Consider the following 15,861-nt stretch of genomic DNA (forward strand, 5'->3'; position numbering starts at 1 on the left):
AAGGACAAAAAAAACGCCGAGATAGCTCAGTTGGTAGAGCAGAGGACTGAAAATCCTCGTGTCCGCGGTTCAAATCCGCGTCTTGGCATCGCAAAAACAATAGAATTTGCCCTGTATTTACTTTCTAGTCTGCTAGGTTTTGTAAATGCAAGAATAGGCGGTGAGAATGCGTCTTAGCTTATCAGTGATGATACGGGCTGCCTATCTTCGCTCGGATTTGGATCTTCAGTTCACTGATAACTGATAACTGATAACTGATAACTGATAACTGATAAGTCTCCCCAACCAGCAACTACTTTTTGATTTTGGGCTTGACGTAAGCGGTCACGGATTAAGATAATCTAACAAGTATGTACGACAATGAAATCCTAGACCCTAGCAACTCCTTAAATAATCCTCTCGATGGGAGCGATCCAGATCAAGCAGCGGAAATCCCCCCCGATCCAGAGGAAATGCTCTCATTGCTTACTTCTGATCATCTGAGCGAGAGAATGATCGCGGCCCGCGCCTTTTGTGAATTGCGTGACGAAAGAGCGATCGCCCCGTTACTGGAGATGTTAAACGATGTCTGTCCCCTGGTGCGTGTCAGTGTCGCCTATGCTTTGGGCAGAAATCCCAGTCTTAGCGCCGTGGAGCCTTTAATCGAGCTACTGGCCAGAGATTGGAATGGTTACGTCAGAAAAGGGGTAGTTTGGGCCCTGGGTAACTGCGGAGAGCGCAGAGCGATCGAGCCTTTGGTTCATGCTCTCAAAACTGATATTTCGGCGGTGCGATTATGGGCCGCCAGTAGTTTGGCCCAGATTGCCAAGGTCAATTATGAAGATATCATCACCGTGTTGCCGCCTTTAATTGAAGGATTGCGCCGGGATTTAATCGCAGCGGTGCGGAGTAATTGCGCTTGGTCGATCGGTCAATTATGCCGAGAATTGCCCTTAAATGTGATTTATGCCACGGCGATCGATGCTTTGATCGAGGCCTTGGTGGAAGATGAGGATTTAGGTGTCAAGGAAGATGCCAGGGGTGCTTTATTAAAAGTGGGCGACCCGAGAGGATTACAATTGATCGAGGAATTAGAGCTTGAAGGAATTATCTAAACCGCTAATTTTGGGCGTTACGGGGGCATCAGGGCTGATTTATGCCGTCCGTACTCTCAAATATCTACTTTTAGCCGACTACACGATCGATCTAGTGGCCTCCAAATCAGCTTACACTGTCTGGCAAGCAGAAGATAATGTGCGGATGCCTCCAGAACCAGAGCTGCAAGAACAATTTTGGCGCAGTCAATCCGGGGTGATGGAAGGGGGAAAACTACGCTGTCATCGTTGGGGTGATGTGGGGGCAACGATCGCCAGTGGTTCCTATCGCACCCTTGGTATGGTAATTATTCCCTGTAGCATGAGTACAGTGGCCAAATTAGCGGGGGGATTAAGTTCCGATTTGCTAGAAAGAGCGGCCGATGTGCAGATTAAGGAGGGCAGAAAATTGGTTTTAGTGCCGCGAGAAACCCCTTTTAGTTTAATTCATCTGCGTAATTTAACTACTTTAGCCGAGGCGGGCGTTAGAATTGTACCGGCAATACCGGCCTGGTATCATCATCCCCAATCGATCGAGGATTTGGTCGATTTTGTCATCGCTCGTACTCTCGATCAGTTAGATATCGATTGTGTGGCCATTAATCGCTGGCAAGGACATTGACAGTTATCAGTTATCAGTTATCAGTGGGTAAGTTATCAGTTATCAGATGTAAGTTTTAAGTTAATTAGTTAGTTAGTTATCTTTATCTTTATACCTGATCACTGTTTACTGATTACTGTTTACTGATCACTGAATCAAGGGAGGTAAAAATGGGCTGGATTATGGTCTTATTTGCGATCGCTGTAGGCGGATTACTGATCTGGCAGAATCTGGGGGTGATCACTTTGGTCTTTTTTGGCGGTATTATGACGGTAAAACTGCCCCTAGCTGTCTGGGTGTTACTTTTCACCCTAGCGGGAATTATCAGTGGTTTAACCCTGCAATTTCTCTATAGTTTTGGTCGTCCTTTGGCTGCCCCAAAAGCCTCCCCTCCTATAGCCAATAATCCTCAAGTCCCACCCCCATCTCCCCGACCTACCTATATTCAAGATCGCGCCGCTTCTCCACCGGGTAACGATTGGGAAAGAGATAGCGGTGATGATTGGAATTTTGATACACCCCCCGAAAAACCGACTACCATTCAGGATCGGGAAGAATTCCCGCCTAGTCTTGCTGATGAGGAAAGAGCGAATTTTGTCAAGCCTCCAGAGGACAGTTCTCAAACTGGCTCAGTTTATTCCTATAGTTACCGCACGGCCAAACAGACTCGCGGGGAAAAAGCCGAGCAAGTTTACGATGTCAATTATCGGATTATTACGCCCCCCGCCCAGGATGAAAACCAAGAGCGGGAGGTAAACAAAGGGGATGAGGAAGATTGGATATAAACTTTGACAGAGTAGAGGTTTCTACCTGAATCCCTCAGAGAAGACAAACTGTTCCGGCCTTGTCTCCTGTCTTACCGAAAACTTGGGTTTAAGGTTCCCCGCCATGCCCGCGTAGCAGAGGGCGGCTTTTAGGTGATGGGTTGTCAGTTTAATATTTAATGTGTTAAAATAAGTTTATTCTTAAAATTTTAGAGTAAATGTTTGTCCTAGAGTTTAAAGTTGAGGCTAAATTAAAACAGTATCAGGCTATAGACGATGCTATCCGCACCGCTCAATTCATCCGTAATAAATGCTTAAAGTATTGGATGGACAACAAAGGTGTAAATAAGTATGATCTATCAGCTTATTGTCGAGTTTTGTCCCATGACTTTAAATTTGCTAGTCAATTAAATTCTCAAGCAAGGCAAGCATCGGCTGAAAGGGCATGGTCTTCTATTTCCCGTTTCTTTGACAACTGTAAGCAGAAGGTAATCGGAAAGAAAGGCTATCCTCAGTTTAAAAAGTTTTCCCGCTCGGTTGAATACAAAACAACAGGATGGAAGCTTCTTAACCCTAAAACCATTCATTTCAGTGATAAAAAGGAGATTGGAACACTTAAACTAAAAGGGACTTGGGACTTAGGATACTTTCAGCAGTCTGACATTAAACGAGTTAGGCTTATTAAACGTGCTGACGGCTATTATTGTCAATTTGTTCTCTCTTGTGAAGTAAAAGAGGATGTTAAACCATCAGGTAAGTGTATCGGAATAGATGTGGGATTAGCTTCTTTTTATACTGATCATGAAGGTAATAAAGTTGACAATCCTAAATTTTTAAAAAAGTCCGAGAAAAGATTAAAACGACTTCAAAGACGATTATCTAAAAAGAAAAAGGGAAGTAAAAATCGTCAAAAAGCTAGACAAAGATTGGCTAAGGCTCATCTTAAAATAAGTAGGCAACGTAAAGACTTTGCTGTAAAGTTAGCAAGGTGCGTAGTTCGCTTCTTAGATGTGATAGCCCAGGTCGATTTAAGAATTAAGAACTTAGTCAAGAATCATTGTTTAGCTAAATCGATCAATGATGCGGCCTGGTATCAGTTTCGAGAATGGCTGGAGTATTTTGGGGTTAAATTCGGCAAGATAACGATTGCTGTCCCACCGAACTATACAAGCCAAAACTGTTCAAACTGTGGTGAAGTTGTTAAAAAATCTTTATCGACTAGAACCCATCAGTGTAAGTGTGGGTGTGTTTTAGATAGGGATGAAAACGCCGCTATTAATATCCTTAAAAAAGGGTTAAGTACCGTAGGGCATACGGGAACTTTTGGGCTAGACCCGATGAACGCTTGGGGAGAGAATACCTCTACTTTTTCAGAAGTAATTCTGTCTAAGCAAGTAATCTCTTGGAACCAAGAATCCCCGTCGCTTTAGCGCGGGGAGTGTCAAAATGGGGAAATCTAGGTTGTGTAGATAGAGCGCCATGAAACACACATTATCCGTATTAGTTGAAGATGAAGCGGGAGTCTTAACCCGTATTGCTGGATTATTCGCCCGTCGCGGCTTTAATATTGAAAGTCTAGCCGTGGGTCCTGCCGAACAGATGGGAGTTTCTCGGATTACGATGGTAGTACCAGGAGATGAGGACAGCATCGAACAGTTAACCAAACAACTTTACAAATTAATTAACGTCCTCAAGGTGCAGGATATCACCCAAACCCCTTGTGTGGAAAGGGAATTAATGCTGATTAAAGTTAATGCTACCGCCGAGCGCCGGGCCGAAGTGATCGAATTAGCGCAGGTATTCCGGGCGCGGATTGTGGATATTTCCGAGGAAACCCTGACCATCGAAGTGGTGGGGGATCCGGGTAAAATGGTGGCGATTATGCAAATGCTGAATAAATTTGGCGTTCGCGAGGTGGCCCGTACCGGTAAAATTGCTCTGATTCGCGAGTCGGGAGTCAATACGGAATACCTCAAAGCTTTAGAGGCTAAAATGTCAATTTAGGGATATTGGGTATGAATTGGGAATTGGGGAGATGGGGTGTTGGGGTGTTAGGGTTTTAGGGTGTTGGGGTGTTAGGGTGGTCACTGCGTGCGCGTTGCGGGGGGTGTTAGGGTGTTGGGGTTTTAGTTGAAATTCCCCACTCCCCACTTCCCCTATTGCCTATTGCCTTCAGAAGCTGATAACTGATAAAAACTATGTCTAAGCAGTCGCCGAAAACCCAAATTAGTCAACTTGTCACCGTTGCCGTGCAGAAATTGCAAGGAAAGGTGAATTTTCAGGCGGTAAATCTCAAAAAAGGGGCGAGAGTTCCCGAATTACGCCTTAAAAACGAGAATGGCAGCGGGGAAAGCAAATATCCCCTTATCGGCGATCGCTATTTGTTAGGCCGTAGTTCCAGTTCCTGTGATATTACTATCCGTAATACCGTGGTCAGTCAGATTCATTGTTCCCTGCAGCGTGACCCGAAAAATCCCCATAATTTCCTGCTCACAGATGAAAACTCCACCAACGGGGTTTATATGGGTAAACGTCGTCTCAAAAGCGTTTCCCTGCGTCATGGTGATACCTTTACCCTAGCCCCCCCAGACTTAGCCAATTGTGTCACCATCTCCTACTACTGTCCCCCTCCCCTGTGGGCGCGACTTTTGCGCTATGGTTTCTATGGTGCGGGTGGTATTTTCGGTTTATTAGTTCTAGGGATTATCTGGGAAAGTCGCAAAGTTAATGTTTATCCACTCCCTTCCGGGGTGAGCGGTCCGGTGGTGGTTTACCCTAGGGATGGTCAAACTCCCCTCAATCCCATTCGACAGGAAACTCACCGAGAATTAGATAATCTGGGGGATTTTTCTCCCTATCTGCCCCAGGCGGTTGTCGCTTCCGAAGATAGTCGTTTTTACTGGCATTTTGGCGTTGATCCTTTCGGGATTGTCCGGGCTGTTATGATTAATTGGCAAGGTCAAGGCATTCGTCAAGGGGCCAGCACCCTGACTCAACAGTTAGCGCGTAGTTTATTCCCCGAAGTCGGTCGCCAAAATACTGCCGATCGCAAACTCCGGGAGGCTGTGGTCGCTTTACAATTAGAAGCGGTCTATAGTAAGGATACAATTCTCAAAACCTATCTCAATCGAGTTTATCTCGGTCTGGCCGGTTACGGTTTTGAAGATGCGGCCCGCTTTTATTTCGATAAATCCGCTAGAGATTTAGATATCTCCGAGGCTGCTACTCTTGTGGCTATGTTACCCGCCCCGAATCGATTTAATCCCATTCAAGATTACGACACTTCCGTACAATTACGCAATCGTGTCATCGATCGCATGGCTCAATTAGGCATGATTTCCCCGGAAGCGGCCGCCAGCGCTCGCAGATCCCGCATTGAAATCAGTCCCCAAGCCAAAAAATCCCTATCTAGTACGATTGCACCATATTTTTATAGTTACGTTTTCGAGGAATTACAGGACCTTTTAGGGGAAGAAGTGGCCAAAGAGGGCAATTTTATCGTTGAAACCAGTTTAGACCGCCGGCTGCAAGCGATCGCAGAAAAAAGCTTAAAAAATAATGTCTTAAAGCAAGGACCCCGCTATCGATACTCCCAAGGGGCTTTAGTTACCCTAAACAGTCAAACTGGGGAAATTCTCGCTTTAGTCGGGGGAGTTGATTATCAAAAAAGCCAATTTAACCGCGCTATCCAAGCTAAACGTCAACCCGGTTCCACTTTTAAGGTATTTGCTTATGCTGCCGCCCTAGAAAAGGGAATATCGCCCTATAAAACCTATACCTGCGCTGGACTCTCTTGGCAAGGACAAGCCTATTCTCCCTGTGAACGTAGTAGCGGGGGGGTCAATATGTTTCAAGGTTTAGCGCGATCGGAAAATAGCGTCGCCCTTCGCATTGCTCGCGAGGCAGGATTAAGTAATGTGGTCAATGTGGCGGAACGTTTGGGGGTCAAATCACCTTTAAATCCCGTACCGGGGCTAATTTTAGGGCAAAGCGAGGTAAATGTCTTGGAAATGACCGGCGCTTATGGGGTTTTTGACCATGGCGGGCGCTGGAATCGTCCCCACGCCATTAAACGCATTCTCGACGCTTCCGACTGTAAAAATGTGGAGGATTTGAGTACTTGTCGGGTTATTTATGACTATGGCGAGGATAACGAGAGAAATCAGCAGGTAATCTCCCCTAAAACCGCCGAAACAATGAATAGCTTATTGGGGGGGGTGATAACTAATGGTACAGGAGGTGCTGCTAGTATTGGCATGGGAGAAGCGGGTAAAACGGGAACTACGGATAATTATGTGGATCTCTGGTTTATCGGCTATCTTCCCCGTCGCCACTGGGTGACAGGCATTTGGTTAGGGAATGATAATAATTCTCCCACTGCGGGCAGTAGTCAACAGGCAGCCAAGTTATGGGGCGATTATCACCGTCAGTTAATCACTACACAAAACTAATCCCAATGACTCTCAAGCTCAGACCCATTTTAACCGTCTATCCTTAAGATTGGTGGAAGGAACCACAGAGACACAAAGGACACAAAGATTAGGTTTGTTAATTCTTCTTCCCATCTAATCAGAATTGGGTGGGTTAGTGACAGCGTAACCCCCCCAACTGGACTACTTTATTGGGGAGATGAAGTTAAATAAAGTTAGCAGTTGCCAGATTATCAGAGTCAACCCCACTCAAAAGAACTGAGGAAGCGTTGGCTAAAAAAGAACCCCCAGTACCTTGAATAATCAGCGCAGATGAGCCATCAGTCCCATTAGCGACAATGGTGAAGACATTACCACTAACGGTGCCAGAGAGGTAGTAGTTCGTACCACTAACCAGGCCACCAGCAGTTTGAGCAAGGCCAATCGCCGATGTCGGTAATACGCCGACAGCACCTTGAATGTCAAGCTGATCTCCCGTTGCACCGGGCTTAAAGTCTGTAATGATATCTAAGCTATTGTCGAAAGTGATGGTCATACCAACGGCAAAAACACCGGCACTACTTACAGCTGTTCGCGCAGTACTCTGCGCGGTTCCCTGGACAAATCTGTTCACATCAGCCCCACCTGTCAGCGTATCGGAACCAGCGCCACCCAATAGGGTATCGGAACCAGTGTCACCGATTAGGGTATCGTTTCCCGAACCACCGTTTAGGCTATCGTTTGCATTGCCACCCAATAGGGTGTCGTTTCCATTGGCACCCAATAGGGTGTCGTTTCCATTGCCACCGTTTAGGCTATCGTTTCCCTCGCCACCGTTTAGGCTATCGTTTCCCTCGCCACCGTTTAGGCTATCGTCACCTAGAACGCCACCCAATAGGGTGTCGTTTCCATTGCCACCGATTAGGGTATCGTTTCCATTGCCACCGTTTAGGCTATCGCCGGAAGCACTGCCTGTAATGTAATAGGGAGCCGTGTTGGAGAGTGGTTCGATCGTAGTTTGACCCTCGATGGACATATTCTCCAAATTTATTGGTGTCGTACCTGCGGCTTTCGTGTACGAAGGACCGTTGGGGTTGATTTTTAGTATATGAGTGCTGGGAGCCGTAGATCTAACAAAGGTATTGGTATTTGCTAACAGGGAAAATTCCTTAGAAAAGCCCCCACCGTAAGCGGAAAGGGTTGCGCTACTAACATCACTGGTCGTTCCGTTGAATAATCTCCAAACCGTATCGCCGTTATCGAAAACGCCAATGGAAGTGAGATTATATGTACCAGTGGCTGTTGTCGACAGAGAAATAGGGGTATTAGCATAGGAGTCCAAGAACTGGGCAACTGTTAATTGCACACCAACCGAGAAACTAGCAGGGGTTGTGGAGTCAGCAAAAGATATAGTGATAGTGGACATAGTTTTTTTTTGAGTGGTATGTTTGAACCTGAGGATTTTGACAATATTCTACCCGATTATTACACACCCAGAAAAAAATGCAACCTTTTTCTCTTGGTTTGTTTCCTGAATTGTTGCTAATGGTTAAATTTTTATCAATTTTGGGTTAATTTTCGGCTGGGTGTGACATAAATCACGCCAGAAATTAAAGTTAATGCTACTGATAGCCAAAAGGCAATCTGAGAAATTAAGTTATATTCAGAAGGCAAGGGAGCAATTAAGAGAGCGATAGCGATAATTTGGCTGACTGTTTTGCTTTTTCCCCACCAATTAGCCCCTTTTATGTCGCTATTTCCTGTTAAATTCGGATTAATGCGCCAACCAGCGATCGCTAATTCGCGAGCGAGAATCAAAAATACTCCCCAAGCAGCAATTAAATCCATTTCAATCAGAGCTAAGAGGGGAGCGAGAACCAGTAATTTATCGACCAAAGGATCGAGAAATTTGCCTAATTCGGTGATTTGATTTAATTTTCGCGCTAGATAACCATCGAGCCAATCGGTGCTGGCAGCAATCAGAAAGATAATTAAACTTAACCAGCGATCGATTTCTGTGCCTTGGTGCAACCAGTATAAAATTAATGGCAGTCCCAAGAGTCGTGATAGGGTAATCGAGTTGGGTAGGTTCATTTTTGTTAGGGAAGTGGGGAAGTGGGGTGTAGGGTGTGGGGTGTAGGGTGTGGGGTGTAGGGTGTAGGGTGTAGGGTGTGGGGAAGTGGGGAAGTGGGGAAATTTCAACTAATACCCCAAAACCCTAAAACTCCAACTCCCTAAAACTCCAACTCTCAACTCCTGCCTCCTGTCTCCCGGCTCCTGACTCCTGATTTTAGCTGGCTAATTTGAGATCGAAATTACTTTGTTTATTGCCTAATTGTCTGAGCCAACGATAATTATAAGTTAAAGCACCTCGCAGGGTGGGATAAACGGCATAATTAACGCCAAATTCTTGGCAAACTTCCGCTAAGATTGGGGCAATTTTTGGGTAGTGAATATGACAAATTTGCGGAAAAAGATGGTGAACAACTTGATAATTTAATCCCCCTAAATACCAATTTAAAAAGGCATTTTTAGGAGCAAAATCTACGGTAGTTCGCACTTGAAAGATTGCCCATTCGTCTTCGATTTGGTTAGCTGCCGAGGGTTGAATAAATTCGGCGGGTTCCAAAACGTGAGCTAACATAAATACATGACAGGCAAGCACTCCATAGGTCATAAAAGCAATGAGAAAACCGATCGCTATTTCTAGGGGACTATAACCAACTAAGAGAGGAATGCCAATAAACCAAAAGAGATAAACAACTTTTCCGCTCAATAAAACGAATAAATCGATCGGTTTAGGATTGGGAATTTTAATCTCGCCAAAACGATTACAAAAGAGGATAGAGCGCACATCGGAGAATGACCAATAGATAGGAATTATAGCGTAGAGAATCGGGATAAATAAATGTTGATAACGATGATACCATTTATGCTCGGCATGGGGAGTCATTCGCACGATACCATCGCCGTGAATTTCCACATCGTACCCTAAAACATTGGTGTAGGTATGATGGAGATAATTATGACGAAAACGCCAGAGATAACTGGAAGTACCGATGATATAATCGTAGGTCATGCCAAGGAGAGAATTAACCCATTTTTTACTAGAATAGCCGCCATGGTTTGCATCATGACCAATGCTAAAACCGATTCCTGCTAATCCTCCTCCTAAAACCAGACAACCGATAATTTTTAGCCACCAGATATCCGGACCAAAAAGTACAAATAGCCAAGCGGCAATTACCCAAGTTAAAATCGTGATCGTCTTCAGGTACATGGCAAAATTATCTCTGGTGGGGATGCCGTTTTCGGTAAAATAAGCATCAACCCGTTTATTCAATTCCTTTCTAAAACCCTGATTTTCGGTAAAAGTTACTCGCATTCCTAATTTTTGTCCTAGAAGTTGATATGACGGCTATTTGTGGCAGCTCAGAGTGAATTTATGGGTCTTGTACTGGTTTGCTAAGGCTGTCTCAGCATAACTGATAATTTCTCATCAGTCCCTCATCTATTGTCAGAGAAAGAGGTGCGCTTGGCAAGGCAATCGCTCAATTTGTTTGCTACTCTTGCAGAAAATCCTCGGTTTTTACCTAATCAGATATCAGATACCTGTAGCCGGTGATAGAAATGAGCGTTAGGTACTTTTATACTACTATTAAAGCCATTGAAGGCGATCGAGTTTTCTGGTGCGAAGTGCCACAATTAAGAAAATCGATCGATGCGATCGCTGGAAGCGTGGCCGATGATGAAGCGGTGTATTTTTATCTGTGGCAATGCTTACAGAATGATCCTAATAACCAATTAGTCAAGTCCCATTGGATGGTTTTCTTACAATATCGCTCCTGTATGGTAACTCAAAGGGTCTATCAAAATGTCGGCCATCGGATCGATGCTGATTATGAAACCCTCTTCTACTATTTGCTGAATTTGCTTTCTACGGCAATCATTTTTTACGGTAATTTTCAGGATAACAAGACCAAACCGGGATTTTTTCGCTTAATCTTAGAAAAATGGACAGATAAAAAATTAAGAAATACTCTCTATAATTTCCTGCGAGGAGAGTATAAAACGATTGGCAGGACTAATCTCGGTATAGTCAGTCTTTTTAGTGCGAATAAAATTCAAAAAGTTTTACGAACATCGGGTATCTTTAACGAGAATCATCTGCTAATATTTAACTGTTTTCGAGAGGTTAAAAAAGCTTCTCTTAGATCATTGGATAAGTGGCAAGAGGAGGATTGGCAACAAGTAATCGATCGCCTACAGCAGTTACAACCGCAAGTTATTCTCACCGTTGAGGAAGTGCAAGCAAAACTCAATCAAATAGGGGAGATAATGCGTAATCATATCGATCCTCCTTACTCTAGATTTGAGCCTACTAATTATGACGATAATAGCAATTACTTTTGGGAAAATCTCTCCAGCAAGAAGCCAAGTAACGATTTACTACAACAGCAAGAAATCCAGGAAGATATTAATAAGTTATTAATCACTCTTGAGTATGAAGTTAAACAGATTGCATATTGTTACTATCATCAAAAGATGACGCAAGCACAGATCGCTAATCGATTGGGAGTTCACTCATCTACTATTAGTCGAGAAATAACCCAATTATGTAAAAAAATTTATCAGCTACTCTGTGCAAGGGAAGGCAAAGATTGTCCTATTTTGTTAAATGAGATTAAATTACAATCTCGGCAAAAACAAGAGATCGATGCTTATCTGGAATATTTTTGTCAGTCCTACTTAACTCAAATCTAATCTGTTAGGAGATACCATGAAAGTCAACCTCGATATTTTGCAACAAATTAACCCGAAATCCCTTTGGCTAACTTTTTCGGAAACAGAGATTAAACAAGCTCGATCGATTCTCGGTCAATACTCTAATCAAACCGCCAAAAATCAGGCTTTGATTAATTACTTAGTGCAAATATGCCTAAGCAATTGGCTGAAAGATAATCTTGATTGTTCCCTTCAAATAATACCTGAAAACCATCAGTATCTTTGGGAGTTTATTAACGGGTTTACTTGGCAAATTGAAGATAAAAAAGTTACCACTATTCCCAGTCAAGCTATTGACATTGAGGGATTGACAATAGAGCAAGAATGGGTTGATATTCCCGATTTAGCGGCCGATTTTTATCTAGGGGTGCAGGTAGATTTAGCAGAAAAATTTCTCAATATCTGGGGTTTTATATCCAGAAAAGATGTTAAAAGTCTCGCAAAATACGATCCAATTTACCATCAATATTATTTGGACAGTGAGCAAATAATTGATGATTTAGATATTCTTTGGCAGAGTTGTTTAGAGGGAGAGAGTGAAAAAGGAAAACTCGAATCTTTAGCAAACTTATCGCCAGCAACAGCAGAAAATTTAATTAAAAAGTTAGGTCAAGTTTCACCCTATTCTCCGAGATTAGATATTAGTTGTCAGCAGTGGTTAGCTTTGTTGAATAATCAACAATGGCGAGAAAAACTTTATCAGCAGCGTTTAGAGGTAATCCCCACCAAACTTAGTCAATGGTTGCAGGGAATTATTACCGAAAAATGGCAGGAAATCCTCAGCACTATCGACAATTATCGTCCAATTAATCCGGGTTTTTTGTTGGCTGCTGAAAAAATCAGCAGCCGAGAATCTCTGACAGATATTCAGCGAGAAATTAGACAACTGTATGCTAGTCAAAAAGAGGTGGAATTTTCGGAACATTTAACCCCAGAGGAAGCTTTAGCAAAACTGCAACATCAAACCCAAGATGAAACTATTCGCTGGCAAGCGGCCGAATATCTCTGGAATATCGATCCTCATTATCCTAATGCTGCTATCCGCAAAATGCTCGATGTGGGTAGTCAATTAATGGGTTATAAAATCGCTTTAATGGTGGGAGTTTTATCGACCAGTCACCAGAGAATTGCTGTCTTAATTCGTGCCTATGCCATGGACAATTTTGCCAAGCTACCCCCCGGTTTATCTTTGCAAATTAGCGATGAAATAGGCCAATTAATCCCCGGTTTAGAAGCAAGAGCAAGGGAGAAACCCTTAGATAGCTATCTACAGCTTTATTTTCTAGCTGATGCCGACGATCGCTTTAATGTTAACCTAAGTTTAGGGGACAGTAGCATTACCGAGCAGTTTAGGATTTAATAGAGATAGCAGAAAATGTCAAGGGTAAAGACATGAGCAGAGTTGTGATTCTGAAAATTGGTGATGGCAGTTTTGAAACGGGATTTTCCGTCACTCTAGAAATTCGTGACAATCATCTCTTGATAGCACCTTTTGCTGAGGGGAAATTAGTCCCGAGCCTTGACATTGCTGCCGCTTTGCAAAATTATCGTCGAGCTTATTATCATTGGGTAGAAAGTCAACCCAGTTTAGGAATTACCGTTCCTCATAGTATGATCACCCATGCAGCGGTAGGTGATCCTAGAGACAACCTCAGAAAAGCCACTCAAACTTTAAAAGATAGCTTAAATGAATGGCTAAATTCCAGTTCTCTGAGTTCGATACAAAATCGTATCTTGTTCCATATAGGTACTGAGTCAGAAGTAAGATTTTTTATCCAAACTACCCACTTTGATTTACAACAAATTCCCTGGGAGTGTTGGAATTTTTTACGGGATTGGTGGAATGATGTGGAAATTGCTCTTACTATCCAGAGAAATCCTCCGATAATTAACCTTACTCCTCCGATTCATGTTTTAGTAATTTTGGGTAATATTGACATCGAAAACGAGCATAATTCCCTGTGTTTATCCAGTTTGCAAACGGCACTAGGAAACCCAGATAAGGTTTATATACAAATATTAAGTCCCAGTTCAGAAGTTCCTCTTTCAACGATAAATATTCACAATGAGTTGATCAAAAATCCATGGGATATTGTAGTTTATTTAGGTCATAGTCAAACCAGTAGCGACGGACATGATGGAGTTTTTATCATTGATAATGATACGGCTTTATCTCCCGAACATAATTTAAGAAATTCCCTAGAAATAGCTTTTAAAAAAGGCTTAAAACTTGTTATCTGTAACTCCTGCGATGGGTTAGGTATTGGTCGTCAGTTGGCTAATATCGGAGTACCCCATATTATTGTTATGAAAGAACCCATCGCTGTGCGGGTTGCTTTGAGATTTCTAGAAGTTTTTCTTCCCAATTTTCTTGAACATAAATCCCTACAGGAATCCTTAACAAGCGCTCGACAAGAATTAAGATTACATGAATTTGAGAAGGATGCTGCTAGTTCTTCTTTACTGCCTCGTTTGATAGAAAATCCTGAAGAACCACCGTTAATTTTACCTTTACCCCCTGAAAATACGGAGGAAAATCACCAAAATAATGATGAGCAAAGTTGGCCTTTACGTCTATCTAGTCGCTGGAAACAAGCTCTGTTATTTATTTTAAGTCTTCTGGTAACTTTATCAGTTTTATATTGGGGAGGAGTATTTTCCGATGATGCTAGTAAATACCCAGAAATTAGCTTAGGTGAAGAAATATTATTAAAGACAAACCGACAAGATAACAGTATTGAACGGGGAAGACAAGCTTTTAAAAACAAAGAATATAAACAAGCAATTCAGCTTTTTAAAAAATCCCTCGATCGCTTGCCCAATAATCCAGAGATTCGCATCTATTATAATAACGCTCGTGCGGCTCATCAAGACAGAAATCCCTTAAAAATTGCCACCAGTGTTCCTATTGGTAATAATCCAGAAATAGCTCAAGAAATTTTACGAGGTATTGCTTTATTGCAACAGGAGTTAAATGATGAACAGGCCAACAACCCCGATTTTCACTTTCTACAGGTAGTGGTCGCTAATGATAATAATAGCCCCGTAGATGCCAAAGATCGAGCCGAAAAATTTGTTAAAGATCCGTCAATTATAGCAGTGGTTGGTCATAATGCTTCTGCTGCTAGTGAAGCGGCCAAAGATAGCTATGTACAAGGGAAAATTGTTGCCCTATCTCCCACCAGCTTTTCCCCGAAAATCTCCGGTAATGGCTATGTGTATAAGATGGTTCCCGATCTGGAAACTTTTGCCACAACCTTAAGTGAATACATCCGCAAACAAACTGACAAGCTAATTATCCAAAACCCCACTAATTTAATTTGTTACGATAATCGCTCTGGGGATAATTATAACTTCGCTCAAAAATATAGAAACATTCTTCTCGGTCAGCAGTTTCAAAAAGTCATTAAAGATGCAGATTTTGACTGCAATATCGAACCAAAAAATAATTTAGATCAAGAGAAAATTTATCAAAAAATCGCTCAATACCAAGTAAATATTCTCATGGTTGCTCCCTATATTGACGATCTGAAAAGAGCCGTCAGTATCTTTAAGCAACGTCCCGCACAACAGTTAAACTTAGTAACTTTAGGTTCACCCACTTTTCAAAGTTATCTCACCCTTGCAGAAGGTAAACAAGGAGTAGAAAATTTAGTTATCACCGTGCCTTGGTATGATCTCAAAAAAGATAATTATATCCACAGTTTTTGGCAAAATAAGATCAATGTTTGGCGCACTCCCATGGCCTACGATGCGACTAAAGTTATCCTCACCGCTTTGCGACAGTTATACCAACAAGGACAAAAATTCGCTCGAGAATCATTAAATCAAGTTTTAAGAAACGATTTTTCTATCGAAGGAATGACTGGCACTGTTACATTTGATCAGAATGGTGTCCGCAACATGAATAATAATCCTGATGATCGCCGCTACTTGATTCTACAGGTCAAAAATGGTCAATTTGTCCCCCTCGCTCCCATTAAATCTGCCGGTCCACTCTAAACCGGTGGTGATTCGGTAGTAGTGATGGCGGCTTAATCCTTTGCTTTGCTGTGCATTGTAGTCATGAATAAAATACCAAAGGGCTCCCCAACGTGATTCTCCATTTTTTTAGAGAAAGATAGACTCTCTCTCACCAGCCGAGAAATCCTTTGTCGAAAGGTATTATTTAATCTTTCAATAGGATTAGTTTGACCAGTTTCTTTTCCGACCGGTCGATGACGTTTACT

General features: G+C 42.6%; 12 protein-coding genes, 1 tRNA gene and 1 pseudogene. 10 read left to right on the forward strand and 4 right to left on the reverse strand.

Translation table 11 applies throughout. The features are described from left to right. Positions 1–15 precede the first annotated feature (15 nt). From O9290_RS01385 to O9290_RS01415, 7 genes are all read left to right on the forward strand, one after another. Positions 16–88: transfer RNA gene (locus O9290_RS01385), tRNA-Phe, on the forward strand. A gap of 262 nt (positions 89–350) precedes the next feature. Next, positions 351–1,094, forward strand: a complete 744-nt coding sequence (locus O9290_RS01390) for a HEAT repeat domain-containing protein (RefSeq protein ID WP_002759344.1) — start codon at positions 351–353, stop codon at positions 1,092–1,094. Further along, on the forward strand, positions 1,078–1,695 hold the full coding sequence (locus O9290_RS01395; RefSeq protein ID WP_002759346.1) for a flavin prenyltransferase UbiX: 618 nt from the start codon (positions 1,078–1,080) through the stop codon (positions 1,693–1,695). The genes O9290_RS01390 and O9290_RS01395 overlap by 17 nt, the downstream gene beginning before the upstream one ends. Before the next feature lie 149 nt (positions 1,696–1,844). After that, a complete protein-coding gene (locus O9290_RS01400) occupies positions 1,845–2,459 on the forward strand; it encodes a LapA family protein (protein WP_288056931.1) in 615 nt (204 codons plus the stop codon). Positions 2,460–2,656: 197 nt separating this feature from the next. After that, positions 2,657–3,868 (forward strand): RNA-guided endonuclease InsQ/TnpB family protein, encoded by a 1,212-nt coding sequence (locus O9290_RS01405; RefSeq protein ID WP_061430958.1) that lies wholly within the window; start codon positions 2,657–2,659, stop codon positions 3,866–3,868. A gap of 49 nt (positions 3,869–3,917) precedes the next feature. Then, complete coding sequence (ilvN, locus tag O9290_RS01410) at positions 3,918–4,442, forward strand: acetolactate synthase small subunit (RefSeq protein WP_002732118.1); 525 nt, start codon at positions 3,918–3,920, stop codon at positions 4,440–4,442. Between the two features lie 194 nt (positions 4,443–4,636). Continuing rightward, positions 4,637–6,889: a PBP1A family penicillin-binding protein gene (locus O9290_RS01415; protein WP_288056927.1), complete on the forward strand. Its 2,253-nt coding sequence runs from the start codon at positions 4,637–4,639 to the stop codon at positions 6,887–6,889. 184 nt (positions 6,890–7,073) lie between these two features. Here O9290_RS01415 and O9290_RS01420 read toward each other — a convergent pair whose 3' ends face one another. The 3 genes from O9290_RS01420 to O9290_RS01430 form a co-directional block, all read right to left on the reverse strand. Continuing rightward, entirely contained in the window at positions 7,074–8,273 is a 1,200-nt protein-coding gene (locus tag O9290_RS01420) for a calcium-binding protein (RefSeq protein ID WP_288086612.1), read from the reverse strand. A 134-nt stretch (positions 8,274–8,407) separates the two neighbouring features. Continuing rightward, positions 8,408–8,941, reverse strand: a complete 534-nt coding sequence (pgsA, locus tag O9290_RS01425; RefSeq protein WP_287627404.1) for a CDP-diacylglycerol--glycerol-3-phosphate 3-phosphatidyltransferase — start codon at positions 8,939–8,941, stop codon at positions 8,408–8,410. Positions 8,942–9,137: 196 nt separating this feature from the next. After that, positions 9,138–10,232 carry a fatty acid desaturase family protein gene (locus O9290_RS01430; RefSeq protein WP_288056921.1) on the reverse strand — a complete coding sequence of 365 codons (1,095 nt, stop codon included), beginning with the start codon at positions 10,230–10,232 and terminating at the stop codon, positions 9,138–9,140. A gap of 245 nt (positions 10,233–10,477) precedes the next feature. Here O9290_RS01430 and O9290_RS01435 point away from each other — a divergent pair, with 245 nt between their 5' ends. From O9290_RS01435 to O9290_RS01445, 3 genes are read left to right on the forward strand one after another with little or no spacing between them, the layout of a single operon-like run. Then, entirely contained in the window at positions 10,478–11,611 is a 1,134-nt protein-coding gene (locus O9290_RS01435; protein ID WP_288056918.1) for a sigma-70 family RNA polymerase sigma factor, read from the forward strand. 16 nt (positions 11,612–11,627) lie between these two features. Continuing rightward, the gene (locus O9290_RS01440; RefSeq protein ID WP_287109125.1) at positions 11,628–12,992 is read left to right on the forward strand and encodes a DUF1822 family protein; all 1,365 of its coding nucleotides are present in this window, start codon (positions 11,628–11,630) and stop codon (positions 12,990–12,992) included. A 32-nt stretch (positions 12,993–13,024) separates the two neighbouring features. Beyond that, complete coding sequence (locus O9290_RS01445) at positions 13,025–15,634, forward strand: ABC transporter substrate-binding protein (RefSeq protein WP_288056915.1); 2,610 nt, start codon at positions 13,025–13,027, stop codon at positions 15,632–15,634. Between the two features lie 51 nt (positions 15,635–15,685). Here O9290_RS01445 and O9290_RS01450 read toward each other — a convergent pair. Further along, a pseudogene (locus tag O9290_RS01450) lies at positions 15,686–15,861 on the reverse strand (IS1 family transposase); the annotation flags it as partial.

The sequence above is a fragment of the Microcystis sp. LE19-41.2A genome, assembly GCF_027530405.1.
Taxonomy (GTDB): domain Bacteria; phylum Cyanobacteriota; class Cyanobacteriia; order Cyanobacteriales; family Microcystaceae; genus Microcystis; species Microcystis aeruginosa.

Coding starts and splice junctions, on each gene's coding strand:
- O9290_RS01390 (WP_002759344.1), top strand. CDS start 351: ATGTACGACAATGAAATCCTAGACCCTAGCAACTCCTTAAATAATCCT.
- O9290_RS01400 (WP_288056931.1), top strand. CDS start 1,845: ATGGGCTGGATTATGGTCTTATTTGCGATCGCTGTAGGCGGATTACTG.
- O9290_RS01405 (WP_061430958.1), top strand. CDS start 2,657: ATGTTTGTCCTAGAGTTTAAAGTTGAGGCTAAATTAAAACAGTATCAG.
- ilvN (WP_002732118.1), top strand. CDS start 3,918: ATGAAACACACATTATCCGTATTAGTTGAAGATGAAGCGGGAGTCTTA.
- O9290_RS01415 (WP_288056927.1), top strand. CDS start 4,637: ATGTCTAAGCAGTCGCCGAAAACCCAAATTAGTCAACTTGTCACCGTT.
- O9290_RS01420 (WP_288086612.1), bottom strand. CDS start 8,273: ATGTCCACTATCACTATATCTTTTGCTGACTCCACAACCCCTGCTAGT.
- pgsA (WP_287627404.1), bottom strand. CDS start 8,941: ATGAACCTACCCAACTCGATTACCCTATCACGACTCTTGGGACTGCCA.
- O9290_RS01430 (WP_288056921.1), bottom strand. CDS start 10,232: ATGCGAGTAACTTTTACCGAAAATCAGGGTTTTAGAAAGGAATTGAAT.
- O9290_RS01435 (WP_288056918.1), top strand. CDS start 10,478: ATGAGCGTTAGGTACTTTTATACTACTATTAAAGCCATTGAAGGCGAT.
- O9290_RS01440 (WP_287109125.1), top strand. CDS start 11,628: ATGAAAGTCAACCTCGATATTTTGCAACAAATTAACCCGAAATCCCTT.
- O9290_RS01445 (WP_288056915.1), top strand. CDS start 13,025: ATGAGCAGAGTTGTGATTCTGAAAATTGGTGATGGCAGTTTTGAAACG.